We start from the raw sequence: 22,302 nt of genomic DNA on the forward strand, positions 1-22,302 counted from the left end.
GTACATGTATACAAAGATTCTCGGTACGGGGAGTTATTTACCCGTACAAGTGCGCACCAATGCTGATTTGGAAAAAATGGTGGATACCTCTGACGAGTGGATCGTCACGCGTACCGGTATCCGTGAACGCCGTATCGCAGCCGCAGACGAAACGGTTGCGACCATGGGCTTCGAGGCAGCAAAACATGCGCTGGAAATGGCCGGCGTGGCGAAAGAAGATCTTGGTCTGATCATTGTTGCGACCACGACCTCGAGCCATGCTTTCCCAAGTTCAGCCTGCCAGATTCAGCAAATGCTGGGCGTCAAGGACTGTGCGGCCTTCGATTTGGCTGCGGCCTGCGCCGGTTTTACCTATGCGCTGAGCGTGGCCGATCAATACATCAAGAACGGTGCGGTGAAGCATGCGCTGGTGATCGGCGCCGACGTGCTGTCTCGCACCCTCGATCCTGACGACCGCGGCACCATCATCCTGTTTGGCGATGGCGCCGGGGCGGTCTTGCTGGGCGCTTCCGAGCAGCCGGGCATTTTGTCTACTCACCTGCATGCCGATGGCAGTTACGGCGGGTTGCTGACGCTGCCGTATAAAGATCGCCAGCAGCAGGAGAAACCGGCCTACGTCACCATGGCGGGCAATGAAGTCTTTAAGGTTGCGGTTACGGAACTGGCGCACATCGTTGATGAAACGCTGGCAGCCAACAATCTGGATCGCAGCGAGCTGGACTGGTTGGTGCCGCATCAGGCCAACCTGCGCATTATCAGCGCGACGGCAAGAAAACTGGGTATGGGGATGGACAAGGTGGTCGTGACGCTCGATCGTCACGGTAATACCTCTGCCGCCTCGGTACCGGCAGCGCTGGATGAAGCGGTGCGCGACGGGCGGATCCAACGCGGTCAACTGGTATTGCTTGAAGCATTTGGCGGCGGCTTTACCTGGGGCTCGGCGCTGGTTCGTTTCTGATTAACAGGAAGAAAAAATGACGCAATTTGCAATGGTATTTCCTGGCCAGGGGTCACAGACCGTTGGCATGCTGGCCGAGTTGGCCACCCAGTATCCTGTAGTTGAACAGACCTTCGCCGAGGCGTCTGATGCCCTGGGTTACGACCTGTGGCAACGGGTGCAGCAGGGGCCGGCCGAAGAACTGAATAAAACCTGGCAGACGCAGCCTGCGTTGCTGGCGGCGTCGGTCGCCATTTTCCGCGTTTGGCAGCAACAGGGCGGGAAAATGCCGGCGTTGATGGCTGGCCATAGCCTTGGTGAATATTCCGCGCTGGTATGTGCGGGCGTACTGGATTTTAAGGCGGCAATCCGTCTGGTCGAGCTGCGCGGAAAACTGATGCAGGAAGCGGTGCCAGTCGGCACCGGCGCCATGTATGCCATTATTGGCCTGGATAATGACGCTATCGCCAAGGCGTGTGAAGAATCTGCCCAGGGCGAGGTGGTTGCACCGGTGAATTTCAACTCACCCGGCCAGGTGGTGATTGCCGGCAACAAGGACGCGGTAGAGCGTGCCGGTGCTGCCTGTAAAGCCGCTGGTGCCAAGCGTGCGCTGCCGTTACCGGTTAGCGTACCTTCGCATTGTGCGTTAATGAAACCGGCGGCAGACAAGCTGGCCGAGGCGTTGAAAGACGTCACCTTCAACGCACCGCAGATCCCGGTGATCAACAACGTCGACGTGCGCAGCGAAACCGATCCGCAAGCGATCCGCAGCGCGCTGGTTCGCCAGTTGTTCAGCCCGGTGCGCTGGACCGAAAGCGTAGAATTCATTGCGGCGCAGGGCGTCGACTCGCTGCTGGAGGTCGGTCCGGGCAAAGTGCTCACCGGCCTGACCAAACGCATTGTCGACACCCTGACGGCAGCGGCGGTTAACGACCCAGCCAGCCTGTCAGCGGCGCTTGAACAATAAAGAGGAAAACAATGAGCTTCGAAGGAAAAATTGTTCTGGTCACCGGCGCAAGCCGCGGTATTGGCCGGGCTATTGCAGAATCGTTTGTTGCGCGTGGCGCAAAAGTTATCGGTACCGCGACCAGTGAAAAGGGCGCGGAAGCCATCAGCGACTATCTGGGCGCAAACGGCAAAGGGGTTATGTTAAACGTTGTTGATGCTCAATCAATCGACAGCGTGCTGGCATCGATTCGTGCGGAATTTGGCGAAATCGACATTTTAGTGAATAATGCCGGCATTACGCGTGATAACCTGCTGATGCGTATGAAAGACGATGAGTGGCAGGATATTCTTGATACTAATCTGACTTCCGTATTCCGTCTGTCAAAAGCGGTAATGCGAGCTATGATGAAAAAGCGGTTTGGCCGGATCATCACCATCGGTTCCGTTGTCGGAACCATGGGCAACGCAGGGCAGGCTAACTACGCGGCGGCTAAAGCCGGCTTGATTGGTTTTAGCAAATCTTTGGCACGTGAAGTTGCTTCTCGTGGCATTACGGTCAACGTCGTGGCTCCTGGCTTTATTGAGACGGACATGACACGGGCGTTGACAGAAGATCAACGTGCAGGCATTTTGACATCGGTTCCAGCCAATCGGCTGGGTGATGCTAAAGAAATCGCCAGCGCTGTTGCATTTTTAGCCTCTGATGAGGCTGGCTATATCACCGGTGAAACATTGCATGTCAATGGCGGCATGTACATGATTTAAAAAATGCGAAAACTATTTGCGTTATTTGGGGTAAAAACCGCAAAATAGCGTAAAATCGTGGTTTGACCAGCCGGGATTTAGTTGCATCTTTTTCAACATTTTATACACTACGAAAACCATCGCGAAAGCGAGTTTTGATAGGAAATTTAAGAGTATGAGCACTATCGAAGAACGCGTTAAGAAAATCATTGTTGAGCAACTGGGTGTTAAACAGGAGGAAGTGGTAAACACTGCTTCTTTCGTTGAAGATCTGGGTGCTGATTCTCTTGACACTGTTGAGCTGGTAATGGCGCTGGAAGAAGAATTCGATACCGAAATTCCAGACGAAGAAGCTGAGAAAATCACTACTGTTCAGGCAGCTATTGATTTCATCAACAACAACCAGCAGTAAGCGAACATATCTAGGCGGTCACTCGACCGCCTAAGTTTTTTCTATCTCTAGTGTCATATTTTCCCTCCTTGGAGGACAAACGTGTCTAAGCGTCGAGTAGTTGTGACCGGACTGGGCATGTTGTCTCCTGTCGGCAATACGGTAGAGTCCACATGGAACGCTCTTCTTGCCGGTCAGAGTGGCATCAGCCTGATCGAACATTTCGATACTACTGCCTATGCAACGCGTTTTGCTGGCTTGGTAAAGAATTTTAACGTTGAGGATTTCATCTCTCGCAAAGATGCGCGCAAGATGGACCTCTTCATTCAGTACGGCATCGCCGCCGGCATGCAGGCCATGCAGGACGCCGGGTTGGATATCACCGAGGCCAACGCCGGCCGTATTGGCGCTGCTATTGGCTCCGGCATTGGCGGCCTGGGTCTGATTGAAGAAAACCACAGTTCTCTGGTCAACGGCGGCCCGCGTAAAATAAGCCCGTTCTTTGTGCCGTCCACCATCGTCAACATGATTGCCGGTCACCTGACCATCATGTATGGCATGCGTGGTCCGAGCATTTCGATCGCCACGGCCTGTACCTCAGGCGTGCATAACATTGGCCATGCCGCGCGTATCATTGCTTACAATGATGCCGACGTTATGCTGGCCGGTGGGGCAGAAAAAGCCAGTACCCCATTGGGCGTCGGCGGTTTCGGTGCAGCGCGCGCGCTGTCCACCCGCAACGACAACCCGCAGGCGGCAAGCCGTCCATGGGACAAAGACCGTGACGGTTTCGTACTGGGCGACGGCGCAGGCATGATGGTGCTCGAAGAGTACGAACACGCCAAAAAACGCGGTGCAAAAATTTACGCAGAAGTTGTCGGCTTTGGTATGAGCAGCGATGCCTACCACATGACCTCACCACCGGAAAACGGCGCTGGTGCGGCATTGGCAATGGAGCACGCGTTGAAAGACGCCGGTGTGACAACGTCACAAGTTGGTTATATCAATGCGCACGGTACCTCAACGCCAGCCGGTGACAAAGCGGAAGCGCAAGCGGTCAAATCGGTGTTTGGTGCCGATGCGGCACGGGTGATGGTCAGCTCGACCAAATCGATGACCGGCCACCTGTTGGGTGCTGCAGGTGCGATTGAATCGATCTTCACCGTGCTGGCGCTGCGCGATCGGGCGGTTCCACCGACCATCAACCTGGATAACCCGGATGAAGGTTGCGAGCTGGACTTTGTACCGCACCAGGCGCGTCAGGTAACCGATTTGGAATACACCCTGTGTAACTCCTTCGGTTTTGGCGGCACCAACGGCTCGCTGATTTTCCGTCGCGTTTAAACGTCGTTTGGTCTGTCTCTGGAAGCCCGGTCTTGCACCGGGCTTTTTTTATGCCACGCCAGGCCAACTGGCAGCTGTGCCTGTTATTCTGTCATCAAAGCCGAAACTCGCAGGGGGAGAGATGTACTGGATTAATGGGCAACAACACGATGCGCTGACGCCAAGCGATCGCGGGCTGCAGTTCGGTGACGGCTGTTTCACTACCGCGCGGGTGGTTGACGGACAAATCGACCTGTTGCCGTGGCATATCGAGCGGATGCAGCAGGCGGCGCAGCGATTGATGTTGCCGCATACCGATTGGCCGGCCCTGGAGCTGGAAATGCGTCACGCGGCAGAATCTATCCCGCTAGGCGTGGTCAAAGCGATACTGACACGCGGCAGCGGTGGCCGTGGTTACAGCCCGCAAGGGTGCAGTCATGCGACGCGCATTGTGTCGCGCAGCGCCTATCCACAGCATTATCTGCGTTTGCGTGAACGGGGGATCCGTTTGGCGCTCAGCCCGGTGCCATTGGCGCGCAGCCCGCTGTTGGCCGGCCTGAAACACCTTAACCGTCTGGAGCAGGTGCTGATTCGCGCGCATCTTGACCAGACTGACGCCGACGAGGCGCTGGTGCTTGACACTGCCGGGTTGCTGGTGGAATGCTGTGCGGCTAATTTGTTCTGGCGTAAGGGAAAGGCGGTTTACACGCCGGATCTTGGCCAGGCGGGAGTAGCTGGCCTGATGCGCCGTCGGGTGATGGCGCTGCTGGCGGGCAGCGAATATGCGCTGTATTGCGTCAGCGAGCCGCTGACTACCCTGGCCGATGCCGACGAGGTGTTGGTGAGCAATGCACTGATGCCTTTGCTGCCGGTTAATATGGCGCATCAGTGGCATTATCACTCGCGCCGGTTATACGATTTTTTAAGCCCACACTGTTGACCATGGCTGATTGATGAAGAGAAAAAAACTGAAGATTGTTTCGTTAGTGATTGTTCTGGCGTTGGCCCTGCTGTTTTGGGGTTACCAGAAGGTTGAGCGCTTTGCCGATACGCCGTTGGCGATTCAGCAGGAAGCGATCTTCAAACTGCCTGCCGGCACCGGCCGCGTGGCGCTGGAAGGTCTGCTGGTACGTGACAAATTGATTCGTTCCGGAAAATGGTTCCCCTGGTTGTTGAAGCTTGAACCTGAGCTGGCTGAATTCAAGGCCGGTACTTATCGCTTCACGCCGGGCATGACGGTGCGCCAGATGCTGGAACTGTTGGCCAGCGGCAAGGAAGCGCAATTCAGCGCTCGTTTTATCGAGGGCTCCCGTCTGAGTGACTGGCTGCAAGTGTTGCAGCAATCCCCATATCTGAAACACACGCTAGCCGGCAAGAGTGAGGCGCAAATCGCCGAGGCGCTCGGCCTGCCGGCAGACGTTAAGCCTGAAGGGCGCTTATATCCCGATACCTATGCCTATACCGCCGGTATGACCGATATTGCCTTGCTCAAGCGTGCACATTTGCGCATGGTAAAGTCTCTGGAAGATGCATGGCAGGGGCGCGATACGTCGTTGCCTTATAAAACACCAGAACAGCTGTTGACCATGGCATCGATCGTTGAAAAAGAAACCGCCGTGCCAGAAGAGCGCACCAAAGTCGCCTCGGTGTTCGTCAACCGTATGCGTATCGGCATGCGGCTGCAAACCGATCCGACGGTCATTTATGGTATGGGCGCAGGGTATAATGGCAATATCAGCCGCAAGGATCTGGAAACGCCGACACCTTATAATACTTATGTGATCAATGGATTGCCGCCAACGCCGATCGCCATGCCGAGCCAGGCGTCGCTGGAGGCCGCCGCGCACCCGGCTAAAACCCCTTATCTGTATTTTGTTGCCGACGGCAAGGGCGGCCATACCTTTACCACTAACCTGGCGAGCCACAATAAGGCGGTGCGCCTTTACCGTCAGGCGTTGAAGGAAAAGAATGAACAGTAAATTCGTGGTTATTGAAGGGCTGGAAGGCGCGGGCAAAACCACTGCACGCGACACCGTGGTCGATGTATTGCGCCAGCATGGTATCAACGACATCGTTTTCACCCGCGAACCGGGCGGTACGCCGTTGGCGGAAAAGCTGCGCGATCTGTTCAAGCGCGGTTACCAAGGTGAGCTGCCGACCATCAAGGCTGAAGTGCTGATGCTGTACGCCGCGCGCGTACAACTGGTGGAAACGGTGATCAAGCCGGCGTTGGCACGTGGCGCCTGGGTGGTCGGCGATCGGCACGATCTGTCATCACAGGCTTACCAGGGCGGTGGCCGCGGCGTGGATCAGCGCCTGATGGCATCGTTGCGCGATACCGTATTGGGTGATTTTCGCCCCGATTTAACGCTCTATCTTGATTTACCGCCGCTGGTCGGGCTACAGCGGGCACAGGCGCGCGGTGCGCTGGATCGTATCGAACAGGAAGCCTTGCCATTCTTTGAACGTACTCGCGCTCGCTATCAGCAACTGGCGGCAGCGGATGCAACGATAATCACCATTGATGCGGCACAACCGCTGGAGCAGGTGACGGGTGATATAGGCCGTTGCGTTGCTGCGTGGCTGCAACAACAGGAACACGCCTGATGAATTGGTATCCGTGGCTGAATGCGCCCTACCGTCAACTGATCGCACAATATGCCGGCGGGCGCGGGCATCACGCGCTGCTGCTGCATGCGGCGGCCGGCAATGGTGATGACGCGCTGGTCTATGGCATTAGCCGCTGGCTGATTTGCCAGCAACGCAACGGCGAAAAAAGCTGCGGTACCTGTCATTCCTGTCGGTTGATGCTGGCGGGTAATCACCCGGATTATCATGTACTGGCGCCGGAAAAGGGCAAAAGCAGCCTGGGGATCGAGCCAATTCGCCAGGTTATTGAAACGCTATATTCGCATGCGCAGCAGGGGGGCGCCAAGGTTGTCTGGCTGGCGCAGGCCGAAGCGCTGACCGAAGCGGCGGCCAATGCGCTGTTGAAAACCCTGGAAGAACCGCCAGCCAATACCTATTTCCTGCTGGGTTGCCGAGAGCCTTCGCGCCTGCTGGCCACGCTGCGCAGCCGCTGTTTTTACTGGCATCTCAACAGTCCCGACGAACAGCTCAGCCTGCAATGGTTGAATCGGCAGGCGGTGGGCAATCCGACCGATTGCCTGACGGCGCTGCGACTGCACGACGGCGCGCCTATTGCCGCCGAGCAATTGCTGCAACCGGAACGTTGGCAACAACGCAGCGCGCTGTGCGGCGTGCTGCATGATGCGCTACTGGGCCAGGACATGCTGGCACTGTTGCCGGTGTTGAATCACGACAACGTGGCAGAGCGTCTACACTGGCTGTGTAGTCTTCTGATCGATGCCATGAAGTGGCAGCAGGGCGCGGCGGGCTTTGTGCTCAACCAGGACCGGTTGCCGTTGGTACAGCAACTGGCCACGCGGTTCAGCGCTGCGTCATTGCAACACATCGTTCAACAATGGTTGCACTGTCGACATCAATTGCTCAGCGTGGTTGGCGTTAACCGCGAACTGCTGCTGACCGAACAGTTACTTAGCTGGGAGCAGATGTTTGCCTCTGCCGGCTATTCTCACCCTCATTCGCTGTAAAAGAGTTAAATATTATGTTGTTAGTAGATTCTCATTGCCATCTTGACAGCCTGGACTACCAAACGCTGCACCAAAATGTGGACGACGCACTGGCAAAGGCCAAAGCGCGTGACGTTGGCTTTTTCCTGGCGGTGGCCACCACCTTGCCGGGGTATCGGGCAATGACCGATCTGATCGGGCCGCGCGCCGATGTGGCGTTTTCCTGTGGGGTACACCCGCTGAATCTGGACGACGGCTACGATTATGACGAACTGCGTCAGCTGGCGGCGGCGGAGCAGGTGGTAGCGCTGGGAGAAACCGGGCTGGATTATTTTTATCAAAAAGACAACTGGGCGCTGCAACAGGAATCCTTCCGTCAACACATCCGTATTGGCCGCGATCTGAATAAACCGGTGATCGTCCATACGCGTGATGCGCGTGAAGATACGCTGCGGATCCTGCGAGAAGAGCAAGCGCAAGAGTGCGGCGGCGTGCTGCACTGCTTTACCGAAGATCGGGCAACGGCACAAGCGCTGCTGGATCTCGGTTTTTATATCTCCTTCTCCGGTATTGTCACTTTCCGCAATGCCGAGCAACTGCGTGACGCAGCGCGTTATGTGCCGCTGGATCGTATGCTGGTGGAAACGGATTCACCTTACCTGGCGCCGGTTCCACACCGTGGTAAAGAAAACCAACCCGCGTATGTGCGCGATGTGGCTGAATACCTGGCTGTTTTGAAAGGCGTAAGCCTTGAGACGCTGGCAGAGACCACCACCGCCAATTTTTCACGCTTATTTCACCTCGAACTCTGATCCTTGGCCTAGGCTTAGGGGACAGTCACCGATCGCATCTTTTTTTTTAAGCTCGTAATTAATTACTGAAACGGGTAATGTTCATCGCCGTTTTAGGTCGGGCAATGTGCATTTTTTCATCTTTTTTTACAAAAAAATGCGCTTTTAAGAAAAATGCCGCGTCTTATTGGGCGAAACGTGACTGTCATCAAACATTACGCAGGCTATTTATTTTACTCTGCGTAAAAATTCAAGGGGTGCTCAGACACCCTGAATTGCAGGGGATTTTCTCCCCCCCTTGCAACGCGAAAATTCGCGCGAAGAAGTAGCAAAGCACTATTACTCAGGAGCACACTCAACTATGTTCAAGAACGCATTTGCAAACCTGCAAAAAGTAGGTAAATCGCTAATGCTGCCGGTATCCGTACTGCCTATCGCAGGTATTCTGCTGGGCGTCGGTTCCGCCAATTTTAGCTGGCTACCGGCGGTAGTCTCTCACGTGATGGCGGAAGCGGGCGGGTCGGTATTCGCCAATATGCCGTTGATTTTCGCTATCGGTGTGGCGCTCGGCTTCACCAATAACGACGGCGTCTCTGCGTTGGCCGCCGTGGTAGCCTACGGCATCATGGTGAAGACCATGGCGGTGGTCGCGCCTTTGGTATTGCATTTGCCTGCCGAAGAGATCGCAGCCAAACACCTGGCGGATACCGGCGTGCTGGGGGGGATTATCTCCGGCTCGATCGCTGCCTACATGTTTAACCGCTTCTTCCGCATCCAGTTGCCGGAATATCTCGGCTTCTTTGCCGGCAAGCGTTTCGTGCCGATTATTTCCGGCCTGGCGGCGATTTTCCTCGGTGTGATCCTGTCCTTTATCTGGCCACCTATCGGTACTGCCATCCAGACTTTCTCACAGTGGGCTGCCTATCAGAACCCGGTAGTGGCGTTTGGCATCTACGGCGTGGTTGAGCGTTCTCTGGTGCCGTTCGGTCTGCACCATATCTGGAACGTACCTTTCCAGATGCAAATTGGTGAATTCACCAATGCGGCAGGCCAGGTGTTCCACGGCGATATCCCACGCTATATGGCGGGCGATCCGACCGCGGGTAAACTGTCCGGTGGCTTCCTGTTCAAAATGTACGGTCTGCCGGCAGCGGCGATTGCCATCTGGCACTCGGCCAAACCAGAGAACCGCGCGAAAGTGGGCGGTATCATGATCTCCGCCGCGTTGACCTCGTTCCTGACGGGTATCACCGAACCGATCGAATTCTCCTTCATGTTCGTTGCGCCGATCCTGTATGTGATCCACGCAATCCTGGCTGGCCTGGCGTTCCCAATCTGTATTCTGTTGGGCATGCGTGATGGCACCAGCTTCTCGCACGGTCTGATCGACTTTATCGTACTGAGCGGCAACAGCAGCAAAATCTGGCTGTTCCCAATTGTTGGTATCATCTACGGTCTGGTGTACTACACCATCTTCCGCGTGCTGATCGCCAAACTGGATCTGAAAACGCCAGGCCGTGAAGATAACGCTGCAGAACAGAGCGCACAGGGCGGTTCAGAAATGTCCGCAGCGCTGGTTCAGGCCTTCGGCGGTAAAGAAAACATCACCAACCTGGATGCTTGCATCACCCGTCTGCGCGTCAGCGTGGCCGACGTGTCGAAAGTGGACCAGGCTGGTCTGAAGAAACTGGGTGCGGCGGGCGTAGTGGTTGCCGGCTCTGGCGTCCAGGCGATCTTCGGTACCAAGTCCGATAACCTGAAAACCGATATGGATGAATACATCCGTAACAACTGATTCAGGTAGGGGAGTTTTGAGGGAGGCGAAAGCCTCCCTTTTTTATTGCCAGGGCCTGCCGCGCTGGCTACAGATTGCCCACGCCGCCGTCCATTTGCAGTTCAGCGCCGACCATAAACGCCGATTCGTCCGAGGCCAGGAATACCGCGGCGTGCGCCAGTTCCAGTGCGTGGCCCATGCGGCCAATCGGCACCAGCGCGCGAATTTCCTGTTTCAGCGTCTCCTGATCCTTGTCCTGCAATCCGAGCTTGCCGAAGGCCGGGGTTTCCGTCGGGCCAGGGCTGAGGCCATTGACGCGAATACCGCGTGGATGCAGTTCACCCGACAGCGTGCGTGCCAATGAAAGCAAAGCGGCCTTGCTGGCGGCGTAGGCATTACTTTGCGGCAGGCCGATATGCGCGCTGACCGAACCACACAGAATGACAGAGGCCGGGTTGGCCAGCATCGGCAGCAGCGCCTGAATCAGGAAAAACGGCCCTTTGAGGTTTGTGTTCATCAGGCGCTCATATTCTGCCTCGTCCCATTCTTCCAGCGAATGGTGAGTAACGTCGCCGGCGTTGACAAACAGCACGTCGAGGCGTGGCCAGTGCAGTGCCAACTGCTGTGCCAGTTGGCGTTGTTGTGCCACGTCACCGGCATCGCTCAGTAGCGTAACCACCTCGCCCAATTGACGTTTTGCCGCTTCCAGTCCACTGCGGCTGCGGCCGGTAATCGCTACCGTGGCGCCTTCGGCGATAAACCGACGGGCGGTTTCCAGCCCAATGCCGCTGGTGCCGCCGGTAATCAAGGCGTATTTGTTTTGCAATCGTGACATGTTCTTTCCTCTGGTTTGGCTGGTGATAGCCTGATTATTTGCGTTATAGTATCCTTTGCATAGTAGGTACCATTTGGATACTAAAGGGGCGGGAGGAAACAAATGACCAACAGCGCGGCATGCCCGCAAGAAAAAAATTTGACCCGCTTGCCCAGCGCCGGGCAACCCTGTCCAATGGTGGATTTTGTCAATCTGCTGTCGGGAAAGTGGGCAATTCCGATCTTATACCGGCTGATGATTATCGATGCGCCGGTGCGATTTGGTGAACTGCAACGCGCGGTGGCACCGATCGCGCAAAAAGAGTTGACGCGCCAGCTGCGCCAGTTTGAACAACGTGGGTTGGTAACGCGGCATATTTATCCGCAAGTGCCGCCACGGGTAGAATATCAGATTACCGAACTGGGCAAGACGCTGCGGCCAACGCTGGACAGCCTGGCCGACTGGATGCATCGCCACGCGCCGCAGTTGATCGGCGCTGACCGTTGATGCCCAACGGTGGGCGTTCGCTGCCGAACCCGCAGGCGTGACCGGCATCCAAACGCCACTATCACCAGCGAGGCTGGCTGATTCTGCACCACTCGACGCAGAAAGTGCGCAATCAGGTTGAAAGCAGTAGAATTTGTCACTCATACTGCGTAAACCTTCTTTCTAGCTAACAAGGAATTCCAGATGGCCGAAGAAACTATTTTCAGTAAAATTATTCGCAAAGAAATTCCCGCTGATGTGGTTTATCAAGACGAACTGGTCACCGCCTTCCGCGATATCTCGCCGAAAGCGCCTACGCATATTCTGATTGTGCCCAACGTGCTGATCCCGACGGCGAATGACGTTACCCGCGAGCATGAAGCCGCATTGGGGCGTATGGTGACCGTCGCGGCGAAGATTGCCGCCCAGGAGGGCATTGCTGAAGACGGTTATCGGCTGATCATCAACTGCAATCGCCATGGCGGCCAAGAGGTCTATCATATTCATATGCATCTGGTTGGCGGTTGTTCGCTCGGCCCGATGCTGTCTTACTGATTATTGCGAGGGATACCATGCGCTATACCAAACCGCTGCGTTGCTTGATGGCGCTGGTGTTACCCGCAGCGCTGCTGATGGGCTGTAGCAGCCCGGAAGGTATTGCGGTGAATGAACGTCAAACGGTGGTGATGGATTCGCCGGTGCTGACCGCCGGCATTCTGGCCAATCGCCCGGTGGTCAACGACGCCTCGGGGCGGATGATCGCCACCTCGGTGCTCAGCAACACCCAGCCGACCCCGGTCACCGTGCATTACCGTTTCTTCTGGTATGACGATCAGGGGCTGGATATCCGGCCGTTCGAAAAACCGCGTGAAATTACCGTTGCGCCGAATTCAGATGCCCAGGTCTATTCCATTAATGGCAATCTGGAAGCCAGGCGTGCGCGTCTGTACATCTTTTTATAAGCCATGCGCTTGGCCCCGTTGGAGAGAATAATGAAAAAGTATCTATTTGTGGCTTTGGCTGCGCTGGTGTTGACCGGCTGTCTGCAACGCCCGCCGGAACAACCACAACCGCCGGTGACCATTGAACCGGTAACCCCGACGCCTGAAGTGCCTCAGCAGCCGGAGCCGCCAGTCTCCGAGCCGGTGCCGCAGCCGCCGAAAATCCAGAGCTTCAATTGGCTGGGCAGCGTACAACCGCTGGTCAGCCAGATGCTGCAAGCCGATGGCGTGACGCCGGGCAGCGTGCTGCTGCTGGATAGCGTAAAAAACAACACCAACGGTTCGCTGCAAACCGGCAAAGCGACCGCGGCGCTGCATAAGGCGTTGGCCTCGAATCAGACCTTCCGCGTGGTGCCGGAAACCCAACTGGCCAGCGCCAAGCAAACGCTCGGCCTGTCGGCGGACGACAGCCTGGGCTCGCGCAGCAAGGCCATCGGTCTGGCTCGTATCGTCGGCGCGCAGTATGTCTTGTACAGCGACGTCAGCGGTGACGTAAAATCACCGCAAATGGACATGCAGCTGATGTTGGCGCAAAGCGGTGAAATTGTCTGGTCAGGCAATGGCGACGTCAAACGCTAACGCCGAACTGCGAACACTGTTGCAAACCAGGCTGCCGGCGGTGAAAACCGCCGGTTGTCGTTTTAGCCCGGTACAGGGGCTGACGGGGGAAAGCTGGCGCATCGAGGGCGAGGGCATCTGTCTGCTGGCGCGTCAGCAAACGCCAGACAAGTCGGTGCTGGGCGTCAGCCGTCAGCGAGAGGCGCGGCTATTGCGTCGCAGCGCGGTTACGCTTGGTCCGACGGTGGTTGCCCAGAATGCGCGCTGGATTATCGTCGAGTGGCTTGAAGGTGACGTTGTCACTGAGGCGGTATTCGACCAGCTGCGGCAAAACGGCGGGCTGGCACGTTTGACGGCGGGTCTGCATCAACGGCCGCTCAGCGGCTATCGGCTGGACCTGCCGCGTCGGTACCAGCATTATTGGCAGCATCTCGACCGGCGGCGCATAACCCCGGCCTGGCTGCGATTACAGCAACGTTTTCTGCATGCGGCTGCGCCGCAGCCGCTCAAGCTGGCACCGCTGCATATGGATATCCACCCAGACAACATGATTGCCCAGCCGCAGCGCGTGCGCTTGATTGACTGGGAGTACGCCGCCGACGGTGACGTCGCGCTTGAACTGGCGGCGATGTTTAGATTCAACGCCTGGTCCGGCGAGCAGTGCCAGCAGTTTATTGAACAGTATGTGCAGTATGGTTACCACGATGCGCGCCGGCTGACATCGCAGATATCACACTGGTTGCCGTGGGTGGATTATCTGATGCTGATGTGGTTCGAAGTCCGTTGGCAACAAAGCGGCGAGAGTGAGTTTTTGCGCTGGGCCGCAGCGTTGCGCCAGCGCTTTTGTTTATCATTACCCCGTTCCGAATGAATCAATGAAGTGAGGTGGCCGTGGGCCCAGTAATGTTAGATGTCGCCAGCTATGAGCTGGATGCCGAAGAGCGTGAAATTTTGCAGCACCCGCTGGTCGGCGGGTTGATCCTGTTTACCCGCAATTTCCATGATGTGGCACAGTTAGGCGAACTGGTGCGGCAAATTCGCGCCGCCTCGCATCACCGGCTGGTGGTGGCGGTCGATCAGGAAGGCGGGCGGGTTCAGCGCTTCCATCAGGGGTTTACCCGCCTGCCGGCGGCGCAGTCGTTTGCTGCGCTGCATGAGGCGCATGAAGCCGGTCGCCTGGCGCAGGAGGCCGGCTGGCTGATGGCGGCAGAAATGATTGCACAGGATATCGACATCAGCTTTGCGCCGGTGCTGGATATCGGCCATGCCAGCGCGGCGATTGGCGAACGTTCATTCCACAGCGAACCGGCACAGGCATTGGCGATGGCGGAACGCTTTATCCAGGGGATGCACGGCGCCGGAATGAAAACCACCGGCAAGCACTTCCCGGGACACGGGGCGGTCAGCGCCGATTCGCACAAGGAAACCCCGCGTGACCCACGACCGCTGGCGCAGATCCGCGAGCATGATATGTGGATCTTCCGCGAGCTGATCAACCGCCAACTGCTGGACGCGGTGATGCCGGCACACGTCATCTATACTGAAGCAGATTCACGTCCGGCCAGCGGTTCACCGTACTGGCTCAAGCAGATCCTGCGTGAAGAGCTGGGCTTTGACGGTATCATTTTCTCCGACGATCTATCGATGGAAGGCGCGGCGATCATGGGCAGCTATGCCGAACGAGGACAGGCCGCGTTGGATGCCGGCTGTGACATGATCCTGGTGTGCAACAACCGGGCCGGTGCCATCAGCGTGCTGGATAACCTGTCCCCGGTCAAAACAGAGAAATTGCAGCGGTTGTATCATCAAGGCCGGTTTACCCGCCAGGAACTGCGTGATTCCGCACGCTGGAAGCTGGCGCATCAGCAGTTGACTGCGCTCAGCGAACGTTGGGAAGAGCACAAACAGCGCGGCGTGGTGAAGCCGTAGCGCGTCGTATTGCGGCGTTAAATGATGAGGGTTGCGCTGCGGCCCTCGGCTTGTTGCGAGGATCCTTATGATTATCTATTTGCACGGTTTTGATTCCACCAGTCCCGGCAATCATGAAAAAGTGCTGCAGTTGCAGTTTATCGATCCGGACGTGCGTTTTATCAGTTACAGCACCTTGCATCCGCGCCATGACATGCAGCATCTGTTGAAAGAGGTGGACAAGGCATTACAGCAGTCTGGTGGACAGCAGGCGCTGATTTGCGGCGTTGGCCTGGGGGGCTTCTGGGCCGAGCGTATCGGTTTCCTGTGCGGTATCCGCCAAGTGGCGATCAACCCGAACCTGTTCCCGGAAGAGCACATGCACGGCAAGATCGATCGTCCGGAAGAATATCGCGATATCGCCACCAAGTGCGTCGAGGATTTTCGCGAAAAAAACCGCGATCGCTGTCTGGTATTGTTGTCGCGACAGGACGACGTGTTGGACAACCAGCGCAGCGCGTCACTGTTGCATAAATATTATGAAATCGTCTGGGATGAACGGCAGACGCATAAATTCAAAGATATCTCACCGCATCTGCAACGTATCAAGGCGTTCAAGACGTTGGCGTAACAGTTTTATAACCTGTCAGATGGCCGCCATTATTGTCATGATGTCGATAATTGGCGGTTGTTGTTGCTATAAAAGCAAATAAATTGACAGCCGCATGCTAAAGACAAAAATGTGATCTGGTGCTAACTATTTGAATCACAATCGTCAAAATCCCCGCACGTCCAGCCTTTAACCAAAAGAAATTGACCTATATCAATTTTGGTATGACCAAATAACCTCCCATGCTATTCTGAGCTCAGACAGCAGGTTTATTTTAAGCGAACCCTATGTATTCTAAGGATATTATTTCTTTACCCTTAGGTAACAATTGGTTCACATTTAGAGGGTTATTTTGACAATGCCAATCAAGAAAATCGTCATTGTGGGTGGCGGCGCCGGCGGCCTGGAACTGGCTACCAGCCTGGGCCACAAACTTGGTCGCAAGAACAAGGCCGAGATCACGCTGGTAGACCGCAACCACAGTCACCTGTGGAAGCCGCTGCTGCATGAAGTGGCAACCGGCTCTCTGGATGACGGTGTGGATGCGCTGAGCTATCTGGCGCATGCCCGCAATCATCACTTCAGCTTCCAGCTTGGTTCGCTGACCAACATCGATCGTGACGCAAAAACGCTGCAGCTGGCGCAGATCTGCGATGAGCAGGGTGAAGAATTGGTGCCGGCTCGCGAACTGACCTATGACATTCTGGTCATGGCGTTGGGCAGCACCTCGAACGACTTCGGTACGCCAGGGGTGAAAGATCACTGCATCTTCCTGGATAACCCGCATCAGGCACGACGTTTCCATAATGAAATGCTGAACCTGTTCCTCAAGTTCTCGGCGCAGCCGGGCGACAAAGAGCGGGTGAACATCGCCATCGTTGGCGGTGGTGCCACCGGGGTTGAACTGTCTGCCGAACTGCATAACGCGGTGAAGCAGCTGCACAGCTACGGTTTTGAAGGGTTGGACAACAGCGCGCTGAACGTAACGCTGGTTGAGGCGGGTGAGCGCATCTTGCCGGCGTTACCGCCGCGTATATCCGCTGCGGCGCATCAGGAACTGAATAAACTGGGCGTGCGAGTGTTGACCAACACCATGGTGACCAGCGCCGATGAACATGGCCTGAACACCAAAGGCGGCGAATTCATCGACGCCGATCTGATGGTCTGGGCGGCAGGCATCAAGGCACCGGACTTTATGAAGGACATCGGTGGCCTGGAAACCAACCGTATCAACCAGCTGATGGTTGAGCCGACGCTGCAAACCACCCGCGACCCGAACATATTCGCCATCGGCGACTGTGCATCCTGCCCGAAAGATGGCGGTGGTTTTGTGCCACCGCGCGCGCAATCGGCGCACCAGATGGCCTCACGCTGCTTCAGCAACATTCTGGCGCTGATCAACGGCCAAACGCTGAAGCCGTATGTGTATAAAGACCACGGCTCGCTGGTATCGCTTTCGCGTTTCAGCACCGTCGGCAGCCTGATGGGCAACCTGATGCGCGGCTCGATGATGGTGGAAGGGCGGATTGCCCGCGTGGTTTATATCTCGCTGTACCGTATGCACCAGGTGGCATTGCACGGTTACGTCAAAACCGGTCTGATGATGCTGGTGGGCGGTATTAACCGCGTGATTCGCCCGCGTTTGAAGATGCACTAAGCGTTTTCATGCCAGTCAAAAACCACGCCGCGATGGCGTGGTTTTTTTTTAACTACGCCGTCAGATTGGGACGACGACAAGCGGATTGGCAGGATAAAATGTTATTATTTTCGTGCGGATAGTTAAGATTCTTCCTAAACAACGCCGGATTGCATGATTTCCCGCATCTTTGGTCACATCGTCTTATTGCAGCAACAACAATCCTTGTGCAGACTTTATGGTGTTTACAGACGGCGCAGCGCGCACGCCGTAAACCGGGAGATCGCGTGCCGCCGATGCGCAAAATAATAAGCGCGGTGCAACGTTGGTAGAATTCCCCGGTGCAAAATGCGTGGTAACACTTTCAGGAGGATTTCCTGTGAACAAGTCAATGTTAGCGGGTGTAGGAATTGGCGTAGCAGCGGCGCTGGGCATTGCTGCCGTCGCCGGTGGTATGAACGTTTTCTCTTCCGCCCCACAGTACGCACAGGTGCTCAATGCAACACCGATCAAGGAAACCATCAAGACGCCGCGCCGTGAATGCCGCAACGTCACGGTGACACACCGTGCGCCGGTGCAGGATGAAAACCGCATTGCCGGTTCGGTGTTGGGGGCGGTTGCCGGTGGGGTGATTGGTCATCAGTTCGGCGGCGGACGCGGCCGTGACGTTGCCACCGTGGTCGGTGCGCTGGGCGGCGGCTATGCCGGTAACCAGATCCAGGGCTCGATGCAGAACAATGACACCACCACCAGCACACAGCAGCGCTGTAAAACGGTGTATGACAAATCACAGAAAACGCTGGGTTACGATGTGACCTACAAGATCGGTGACCAGCAGGGCAAGATCCGTATGGATCACGATCCGGGTACGCAAATCCCATTGGATAAAAGTGGCCAGCTGGTGTTGAACAAGCCAACCACGACCCAGGCGTAACGACAAGAATTAAACCCGCGGCCAGTGTTAGTTCTGATCGCTCAATACGTTGAGCGAGTGGCATTAACATTGACGCGGGTTTCTATTTGCCCACCATTTTGCTCGCCGCACGGCTGCGCCATTGAGCGAGTCGTGATGATTGAGCCGCACCGTTAAAAAGCTGCGTCCTGCCGATAGTCTCGGCAGAACGACGCTCAACGTGCGCTATCATGCCGCTAGCGTATGCTCGCGGAACGCCGTCAGTAACTCGTCGATAAACGTCAACCGCTTGCTGCGATCGCCCAGGTCGAGCATAAACTTCAGCTTGGCGGGACCATCCAGACGGTAAACCTGCGGTTTGCTTTGCAACAGGCCAATCAGATAGCCGGGGTCGACGCGATTTTTGTCGCCAAACTCGATAAATCCACCGCGCTCGTTACCTTCGATGCGCTTGATACCCAGGGTTTGTGCACGCTGGCGCAACGCCGCGCTGTGCAACAGATTGCGCGCCGCGTCCGGCAACTTGCCGAAACGGTCGATCAGCTCGACTTTCAGCTCTTCCAGCTCCCCTTCGTTTTTCGCACTGGCAACACGCTTATAGAATGACAGGCGAGTATTTACGTCAGGAATGAAATCATCCGGCAACAACGCTGGCATGCGCAGTTCCACTTCGGTCTGGCTGCTGGTCAAATCTTCCAGTGACGGTTCGCGGCCGTGTTTTAGCGCGTCCACCGCGCTTTCCAGCAGTTCCATATACAACGAGAAGCCGATGGTGGTCATCTGGCCACTCTGGTCTTCGCTCAGCAGCTCGCCGGCACCGCGAATTTCCAGATCGTGGGTCGCCAGCGCAAAGCCGGCACCGAGATCCTCCAAGGTGGCGATCGCTTCCAGTCGTTTGTGTGCGTCAGCGCTCATCGCCTTCGGATTCGGTGTCAGCAGGTAGGCGTAGGCCTGGTGATGCGAGCGGCCAACGCGGCCACGAAGCTGATGTAATTGCGCCAGCCCGAAACGGTCGGCACGCTCGATGATGATGGTATTGGCGCTGGGAATATCGATACCGGTTTCAATAATGGTAGTACAGACCAGCACGTTGAAACGCTGGTGGTGGAAATCGTTCATCACCCGTTCCAGATCGCGTTCGCGCATCTGACCATGGCCAATGGCAATACGCGCTTCCGGCACCAGCTCTGCCAGTCGTTGCGCGGCCTTGTCAATGTTCTCTACGTCGTTGTACAGATAATAAACCTGTCCGCCACGCAGCACTTCACGCAAAATCGCCTCGCGTACCACCAGGCTATCGTATTCGCGCACGAAGGTTTTCACCGCCAGACGGCGCGCCGGCGGCGTTGCGATGATCGACAGATCGCGCATGCCGCTCATCGCCATGTTCAGGGTGCGTGGGATTGGCGTGGCGGTCAGCGTCAGGATATCGACGTCGGCACGCATGGCCTTGATGCGCTCTTTATGGCGCACGCCAAAGCGGTGTTCTTCGTCAACGATCAACAGACCGAGATCTTTCCAGCGCAAATCGCTCTGCAACAGTTTATGAGTGCCGATGACGATATCGACCTTACCGTCTGCGGCATCGTCCAGCACCTGCTGCTGCTCTTTGGCGCTGCGGAAACGCGACATCATTTCAATGCGGACTGGCCAGGTGGCGAAGCGATCGCGGAAGTTATCGAAGTGCTGCTGCGCCAGCAGCGTGGTTGGCACCAATACCGCCACCTGTTTGCCGTTTTCTACCGCCAGGAAGGCGGCGCGCATCGCCACTTCGGTCTTGCCGAAACCCACGTCGCCACACACCAGACGGTCCATGGCCAGCGGCTGGCACATGTCGCTCAACACGGCATTGATCGCCTGTTCCTGGTCCGGGGTGGTTTCGAACGGGAAGGTTTGGCAGAACAGCTGATACTGTTCGCGGTCATGCTTGAAGGCATAGCCGCTCTTCGCCGCACGCTGGGCATAAATATCCAGCAGCTCGGCGGCCACGTCGCGCACTTTTTCCGCCGCTTTCTGTCGTGCACGGGTCCAGGCATCGCCCCCCAGTTTATGCAGTGGCGCGCTTTCATCGGCACCGCCGGCATAGCGACTGATCAGATGTAGCGATGATACCGGCACGTACAGCTTGTCGTCGCCGGCGTAGGAGAGAATAAGGTATTCGGCCTTGATGCCGCCGGCTTCCAGCGTTGTCAGGCCGACGTAGCGCCCGACGCCGTGTTCCAGATGCACCACCGGCTGCCCTGGGTGCAGCTCTGCCAGGTTACGGATCAGCGTATCGGTATTGATGGTGCGGCGATTGTCCTGACGACGTCGGTTGACGCGTTCGCCGAGCAAATCGCTCTCACAGATTAGCGCCCGCTGGCGCAGGCCATCAAGGAACCCGCGTTCGGACGCGCCGACCATCATATAGCGGCCTGCCGGTTCAGCCTGTTCGAGCCGCTGTATCAGGCTGGCGTTGAGCTTGATGCGGCCGAGCAGGTCTTGCAGCGTTTCGCGTCGACCCTCGCTTTCCACCGAAAAAATCACGCTGCCGTCGAAGCCTTCGATAAAGCGCCGCAGATTGTCCAGCGGCGCCTTTTGCTGCGCTTGAATCGCCAGATCCGGCAACGTCTGATAGCCCAGATTGGTATTGCCGGCTTTTTTGGGCAACGCTTCGGTTTTCAGCGCGATGCGCGGCCAGGCCTTCAGTTCGGCAAACAGGCTGTCGACCCGCAGCCACAGGTTTTCCGGCGCCACCAGCGGGCGCATTGGGTCAACGCGCCGGCTGTCATAACGCTGATTGACGTCCTGCCAGAAACGCTCGGCGGCGCTTTCCAGATTGCCGGTGTTGACGATCAGGGTGTTGTCCGGCAGGTAACTGAACAACGACGGCAGTGGCTGGCTGAAGAACAGCGGCTGCCAATATTCGATGCCGGCCGGCCAGGTGCCTTTGCTGACCTGCTGGTAGATGTGTTCGGCGTCGCGGCGCACCTCGAACTGTTCGCGCCATTGGCTGCGGAACAGTTCGATGGCGTTTTTGTCGGTGGGGAATTCGTGAGCCGGCAGCAGATTGATCGCCTCAACCTCGCTCAGCGTGCGTTGGCTGTCAACGTCGAAGATGCGCAGGCTGTCGATTTCATCATCGAAGAAATCAATGCGGTAAGGTTCTTCGCTGCCCATCGGGTATAAATCCAGCAGAGCGCCGCGCGTGGCGAATTCCCCGTGTTCCATTACCTGATCGACGCTGCGATAGCCGGCCTGTTCCAACTGCGCGCGTAATTTGTCGCGCGACAGGCGCTGGCCTTTTTGCATCACCAGCGCATGGCCGTGCAGAAACTCATGCGGACAGACGCGCTGCATCAGCGTATTTACCGGGAGAATGATCACGCCGCGCGCCATGGTAGGCAGATGATACAGGCTGGACAGGCGCGCCGAGATAATTTCCTGATGCGGCGAGAAGCTGTCGTACGGCAGCGTTTCCCAATCCGACAGCGTACTGACCATCTGGTCGGTGAACTGCTGAATTTCGTCGCGCAGACGCAGGGCATTTTGCATATCCGGCGCGATCAGCATTACCGGACCATTATGGCGCTCGATAATTTCCGCACATTCGACCGCACAGGCCGAGCCGGTCAACTGCCCCAGTTGGCGCAGATCGCCCGCACGCTCGGGCAGGGTGTAACGGGAAGAGTCGGACGCGGAACGGCTACGATTATCAGAATTGCTCATTCAGGTATCTTTGATCTTAAATTGAAAGTGGTCAGGCGTGGTCACGGGTGCCTTTCTTTGCTCTTATACTAGCCCAGCGGGTGGCAAACTGACATAGGCAAAAGGCGCGATGGCGGTTAAATGCTCAGCCTGAGCGCGCGCGCGGCGAATAAAACGCGCCGGGTGGT

The 22,302-nt window shown here is 56.7% G+C and carries 22 protein-coding genes; 20 read left to right on the forward strand and 2 right to left on the reverse strand.

The window, feature by feature from the left end:
- Positions 1-4 precede the first annotated feature (4 nt).
- The 11 genes from AC2AXP_RS04730 to ptsG all read left to right on the forward strand — a co-directional run bounded on the left by AC2AXP_RS04730 (position 5) and on the right by ptsG (position 10,522).
- Positions 5-958 carry a beta-ketoacyl-ACP synthase III gene (locus AC2AXP_RS04730; protein ID WP_004964271.1) on the forward strand — a complete coding sequence of 318 codons (954 nt, stop codon included), beginning with the start codon at positions 5-7 and terminating at the stop codon, positions 956-958.
- Between the two features lie 16 nt (positions 959-974).
- Positions 975-1,904: an ACP S-malonyltransferase gene (fabD, locus tag AC2AXP_RS04735; protein WP_004964269.1), complete on the forward strand. Its 930-nt coding sequence runs from the start codon at positions 975-977 to the stop codon at positions 1,902-1,904.
- 11 nt (positions 1,905-1,915) lie between these two features.
- On the forward strand, positions 1,916-2,650 hold the full coding sequence (gene fabG, locus AC2AXP_RS04740; protein ID WP_004964268.1) for a 3-oxoacyl-ACP reductase FabG: 735 nt from the start codon (positions 1,916-1,918) through the stop codon (positions 2,648-2,650).
- Between the two features lie 154 nt (positions 2,651-2,804).
- The gene (gene acpP, locus AC2AXP_RS04745; protein WP_004964267.1) at positions 2,805-3,041 is read left to right on the forward strand and encodes an acyl carrier protein; all 237 of its coding nucleotides are present in this window, start codon (positions 2,805-2,807) and stop codon (positions 3,039-3,041) included.
- A gap of 81 nt (positions 3,042-3,122) precedes the next feature.
- Positions 3,123-4,364 carry a beta-ketoacyl-ACP synthase II gene (gene fabF, locus AC2AXP_RS04750; protein WP_484381445.1) on the forward strand — a complete coding sequence of 414 codons (1,242 nt, stop codon included), beginning with the start codon at positions 3,123-3,125 and terminating at the stop codon, positions 4,362-4,364.
- A gap of 121 nt (positions 4,365-4,485) precedes the next feature.
- Positions 4,486-5,283 (forward strand): aminodeoxychorismate lyase, encoded by a 798-nt coding sequence (pabC, locus tag AC2AXP_RS04755; protein WP_484381446.1) that lies wholly within the window; start codon positions 4,486-4,488, stop codon positions 5,281-5,283.
- A 13-nt stretch (positions 5,284-5,296) separates the two neighbouring features.
- Positions 5,297-6,322, forward strand: a complete 1,026-nt coding sequence (mltG, locus tag AC2AXP_RS04760; RefSeq protein WP_004964261.1) for an endolytic transglycosylase MltG — start codon at positions 5,297-5,299, stop codon at positions 6,320-6,322.
- Entirely contained in the window at positions 6,312-6,950 is a 639-nt protein-coding gene (gene tmk, locus AC2AXP_RS04765; RefSeq protein WP_004964258.1) for a dTMP kinase, read from the forward strand. Before mltG ends, tmk begins: the two co-directional genes overlap by 11 nt.
- Positions 6,950-7,957 (forward strand): DNA polymerase III subunit delta', encoded by a 1,008-nt coding sequence (holB, locus tag AC2AXP_RS04770; protein WP_484381447.1) that lies wholly within the window; start codon positions 6,950-6,952, stop codon positions 7,955-7,957. The genes tmk and holB overlap by 1 nt, the downstream gene beginning before the upstream one ends.
- Positions 7,958-7,971: 14 nt before the next feature.
- Entirely contained in the window at positions 7,972-8,748 is a 777-nt protein-coding gene (locus AC2AXP_RS04775) for a metal-dependent hydrolase (protein ID WP_004964254.1), read from the forward strand.
- 340 nt (positions 8,749-9,088) lie between these two features.
- Positions 9,089-10,522, forward strand: a complete 1,434-nt coding sequence (gene ptsG / locus AC2AXP_RS04780) for a PTS glucose transporter subunit IIBC (RefSeq protein ID WP_004964251.1) — start codon at positions 9,089-9,091, stop codon at positions 10,520-10,522.
- Positions 10,523-10,589: 67 nt separating this feature from the next.
- Here ptsG and AC2AXP_RS04785 read toward each other — a convergent pair whose 3' ends face one another.
- On the reverse strand, positions 10,590-11,336 hold the full coding sequence (locus AC2AXP_RS04785; protein WP_004964248.1) for an SDR family oxidoreductase: 747 nt from the start codon (positions 11,334-11,336) through the stop codon (positions 10,590-10,592).
- A 102-nt stretch (positions 11,337-11,438) separates the two neighbouring features.
- On the opposite strand from AC2AXP_RS04785, the gene AC2AXP_RS04790 reads away from it, so the two are divergent.
- From AC2AXP_RS04790 to AC2AXP_RS04830, 9 genes are all read left to right on the forward strand, one after another.
- Positions 11,439-11,822, forward strand: coding sequence for a winged helix-turn-helix transcriptional regulator (locus AC2AXP_RS04790; protein ID WP_088499663.1), 384 nt, complete (start codon positions 11,439-11,441; stop codon positions 11,820-11,822).
- Between the two features lie 183 nt (positions 11,823-12,005).
- Positions 12,006-12,356, forward strand: a complete 351-nt coding sequence (gene hinT / locus AC2AXP_RS04795) for a purine nucleoside phosphoramidase (RefSeq protein ID WP_004964244.1) — start codon at positions 12,006-12,008, stop codon at positions 12,354-12,356.
- Between the two features lie 17 nt (positions 12,357-12,373).
- Entirely contained in the window at positions 12,374-12,763 is a 390-nt protein-coding gene (locus AC2AXP_RS04800; protein ID WP_039992202.1) for a YcfL family putative periplasmic lipoprotein, read from the forward strand.
- Between the two features lie 30 nt (positions 12,764-12,793).
- Positions 12,794-13,381, forward strand: coding sequence for a penicillin-binding protein activator LpoB (gene lpoB, locus AC2AXP_RS04805; protein ID WP_088499664.1), 588 nt, complete (start codon positions 12,794-12,796; stop codon positions 13,379-13,381).
- Positions 13,362-14,231 (forward strand): phosphotransferase, encoded by an 870-nt coding sequence (locus AC2AXP_RS04810; protein WP_004964234.1) that lies wholly within the window; start codon positions 13,362-13,364, stop codon positions 14,229-14,231. The genes lpoB and AC2AXP_RS04810 overlap by 20 nt, the downstream gene beginning before the upstream one ends.
- Positions 14,232-14,263: 32 nt before the next feature.
- Positions 14,264-15,289: a beta-N-acetylhexosaminidase gene (gene nagZ, locus AC2AXP_RS04815; RefSeq protein WP_004964232.1), complete on the forward strand. Its 1,026-nt coding sequence runs from the start codon at positions 14,264-14,266 to the stop codon at positions 15,287-15,289.
- 67 nt (positions 15,290-15,356) lie between these two features.
- A complete protein-coding gene (ycfP, locus tag AC2AXP_RS04820; RefSeq protein ID WP_004964230.1) occupies positions 15,357-15,899 on the forward strand; it encodes an alpha/beta hydrolase YcfP in 543 nt (180 codons plus the stop codon).
- 331 nt (positions 15,900-16,230) lie between these two features.
- Positions 16,231-17,535: an NAD(P)/FAD-dependent oxidoreductase gene (locus tag AC2AXP_RS04825; RefSeq protein ID WP_484381448.1), complete on the forward strand. Its 1,305-nt coding sequence runs from the start codon at positions 16,231-16,233 to the stop codon at positions 17,533-17,535.
- 358 nt (positions 17,536-17,893) lie between these two features.
- On the forward strand, positions 17,894-18,448 hold the full coding sequence (locus AC2AXP_RS04830; protein ID WP_167535636.1) for a glycine zipper 2TM domain-containing protein: 555 nt from the start codon (positions 17,894-17,896) through the stop codon (positions 18,446-18,448).
- Between the two features lie 207 nt (positions 18,449-18,655).
- On the opposite strand, the gene mfd is transcribed toward AC2AXP_RS04830, so the two are convergent.
- Entirely contained in the window at positions 18,656-22,135 is a 3,480-nt protein-coding gene (gene mfd, locus AC2AXP_RS04835; protein WP_484381449.1) for a transcription-repair coupling factor, read from the reverse strand.
- Between the last annotated feature and the right edge of the window lie 167 nt (positions 22,136-22,302).

The sequence above is a fragment of the Serratia sp. Sp408 genome (genome assembly GCF_057180665.1).

Coding starts and splice junctions, on each gene's coding strand:
- AC2AXP_RS04790 (WP_088499663.1), top strand. CDS start 11,439: ATGACCAACAGCGCGGCATGCCCGCAAGAAAAAAATTTGACCCGCTTG.
- fabD (WP_004964269.1), top strand. CDS start 975: ATGACGCAATTTGCAATGGTATTTCCTGGCCAGGGGTCACAGACCGTT.
- AC2AXP_RS04775 (WP_004964254.1), top strand. CDS start 7,972: ATGTTGTTAGTAGATTCTCATTGCCATCTTGACAGCCTGGACTACCAA.
- AC2AXP_RS04800 (WP_039992202.1), top strand. CDS start 12,374: ATGCGCTATACCAAACCGCTGCGTTGCTTGATGGCGCTGGTGTTACCC.
- hinT (WP_004964244.1), top strand. CDS start 12,006: ATGGCCGAAGAAACTATTTTCAGTAAAATTATTCGCAAAGAAATTCCC.
- AC2AXP_RS04730 (WP_004964271.1), top strand. CDS start 5: ATGTATACAAAGATTCTCGGTACGGGGAGTTATTTACCCGTACAAGTG.
- holB (WP_484381447.1), top strand. CDS start 6,950: ATGAATTGGTATCCGTGGCTGAATGCGCCCTACCGTCAACTGATCGCA.
- tmk (WP_004964258.1), top strand. CDS start 6,312: ATGAACAGTAAATTCGTGGTTATTGAAGGGCTGGAAGGCGCGGGCAAA.
- ptsG (WP_004964251.1), top strand. CDS start 9,089: ATGTTCAAGAACGCATTTGCAAACCTGCAAAAAGTAGGTAAATCGCTA.
- pabC (WP_484381446.1), top strand. CDS start 4,486: ATGTACTGGATTAATGGGCAACAACACGATGCGCTGACGCCAAGCGAT.
- fabG (WP_004964268.1), top strand. CDS start 1,916: ATGAGCTTCGAAGGAAAAATTGTTCTGGTCACCGGCGCAAGCCGCGGT.
- AC2AXP_RS04810 (WP_004964234.1), top strand. CDS start 13,362: ATGGCGACGTCAAACGCTAACGCCGAACTGCGAACACTGTTGCAAACC.
- acpP (WP_004964267.1), top strand. CDS start 2,805: ATGAGCACTATCGAAGAACGCGTTAAGAAAATCATTGTTGAGCAACTG.
- lpoB (WP_088499664.1), top strand. CDS start 12,794: ATGAAAAAGTATCTATTTGTGGCTTTGGCTGCGCTGGTGTTGACCGGC.
- AC2AXP_RS04785 (WP_004964248.1), bottom strand. CDS start 11,336: ATGTCACGATTGCAAAACAAATACGCCTTGATTACCGGCGGCACCAGC.
- mfd (WP_484381449.1), bottom strand. CDS start 22,135: ATGAGCAATTCTGATAATCGTAGCCGTTCCGCGTCCGACTCTTCCCGT.
- nagZ (WP_004964232.1), top strand. CDS start 14,264: ATGTTAGATGTCGCCAGCTATGAGCTGGATGCCGAAGAGCGTGAAATT.
- ycfP (WP_004964230.1), top strand. CDS start 15,357: ATGATTATCTATTTGCACGGTTTTGATTCCACCAGTCCCGGCAATCAT.
- mltG (WP_004964261.1), top strand. CDS start 5,297: ATGAAGAGAAAAAAACTGAAGATTGTTTCGTTAGTGATTGTTCTGGCG.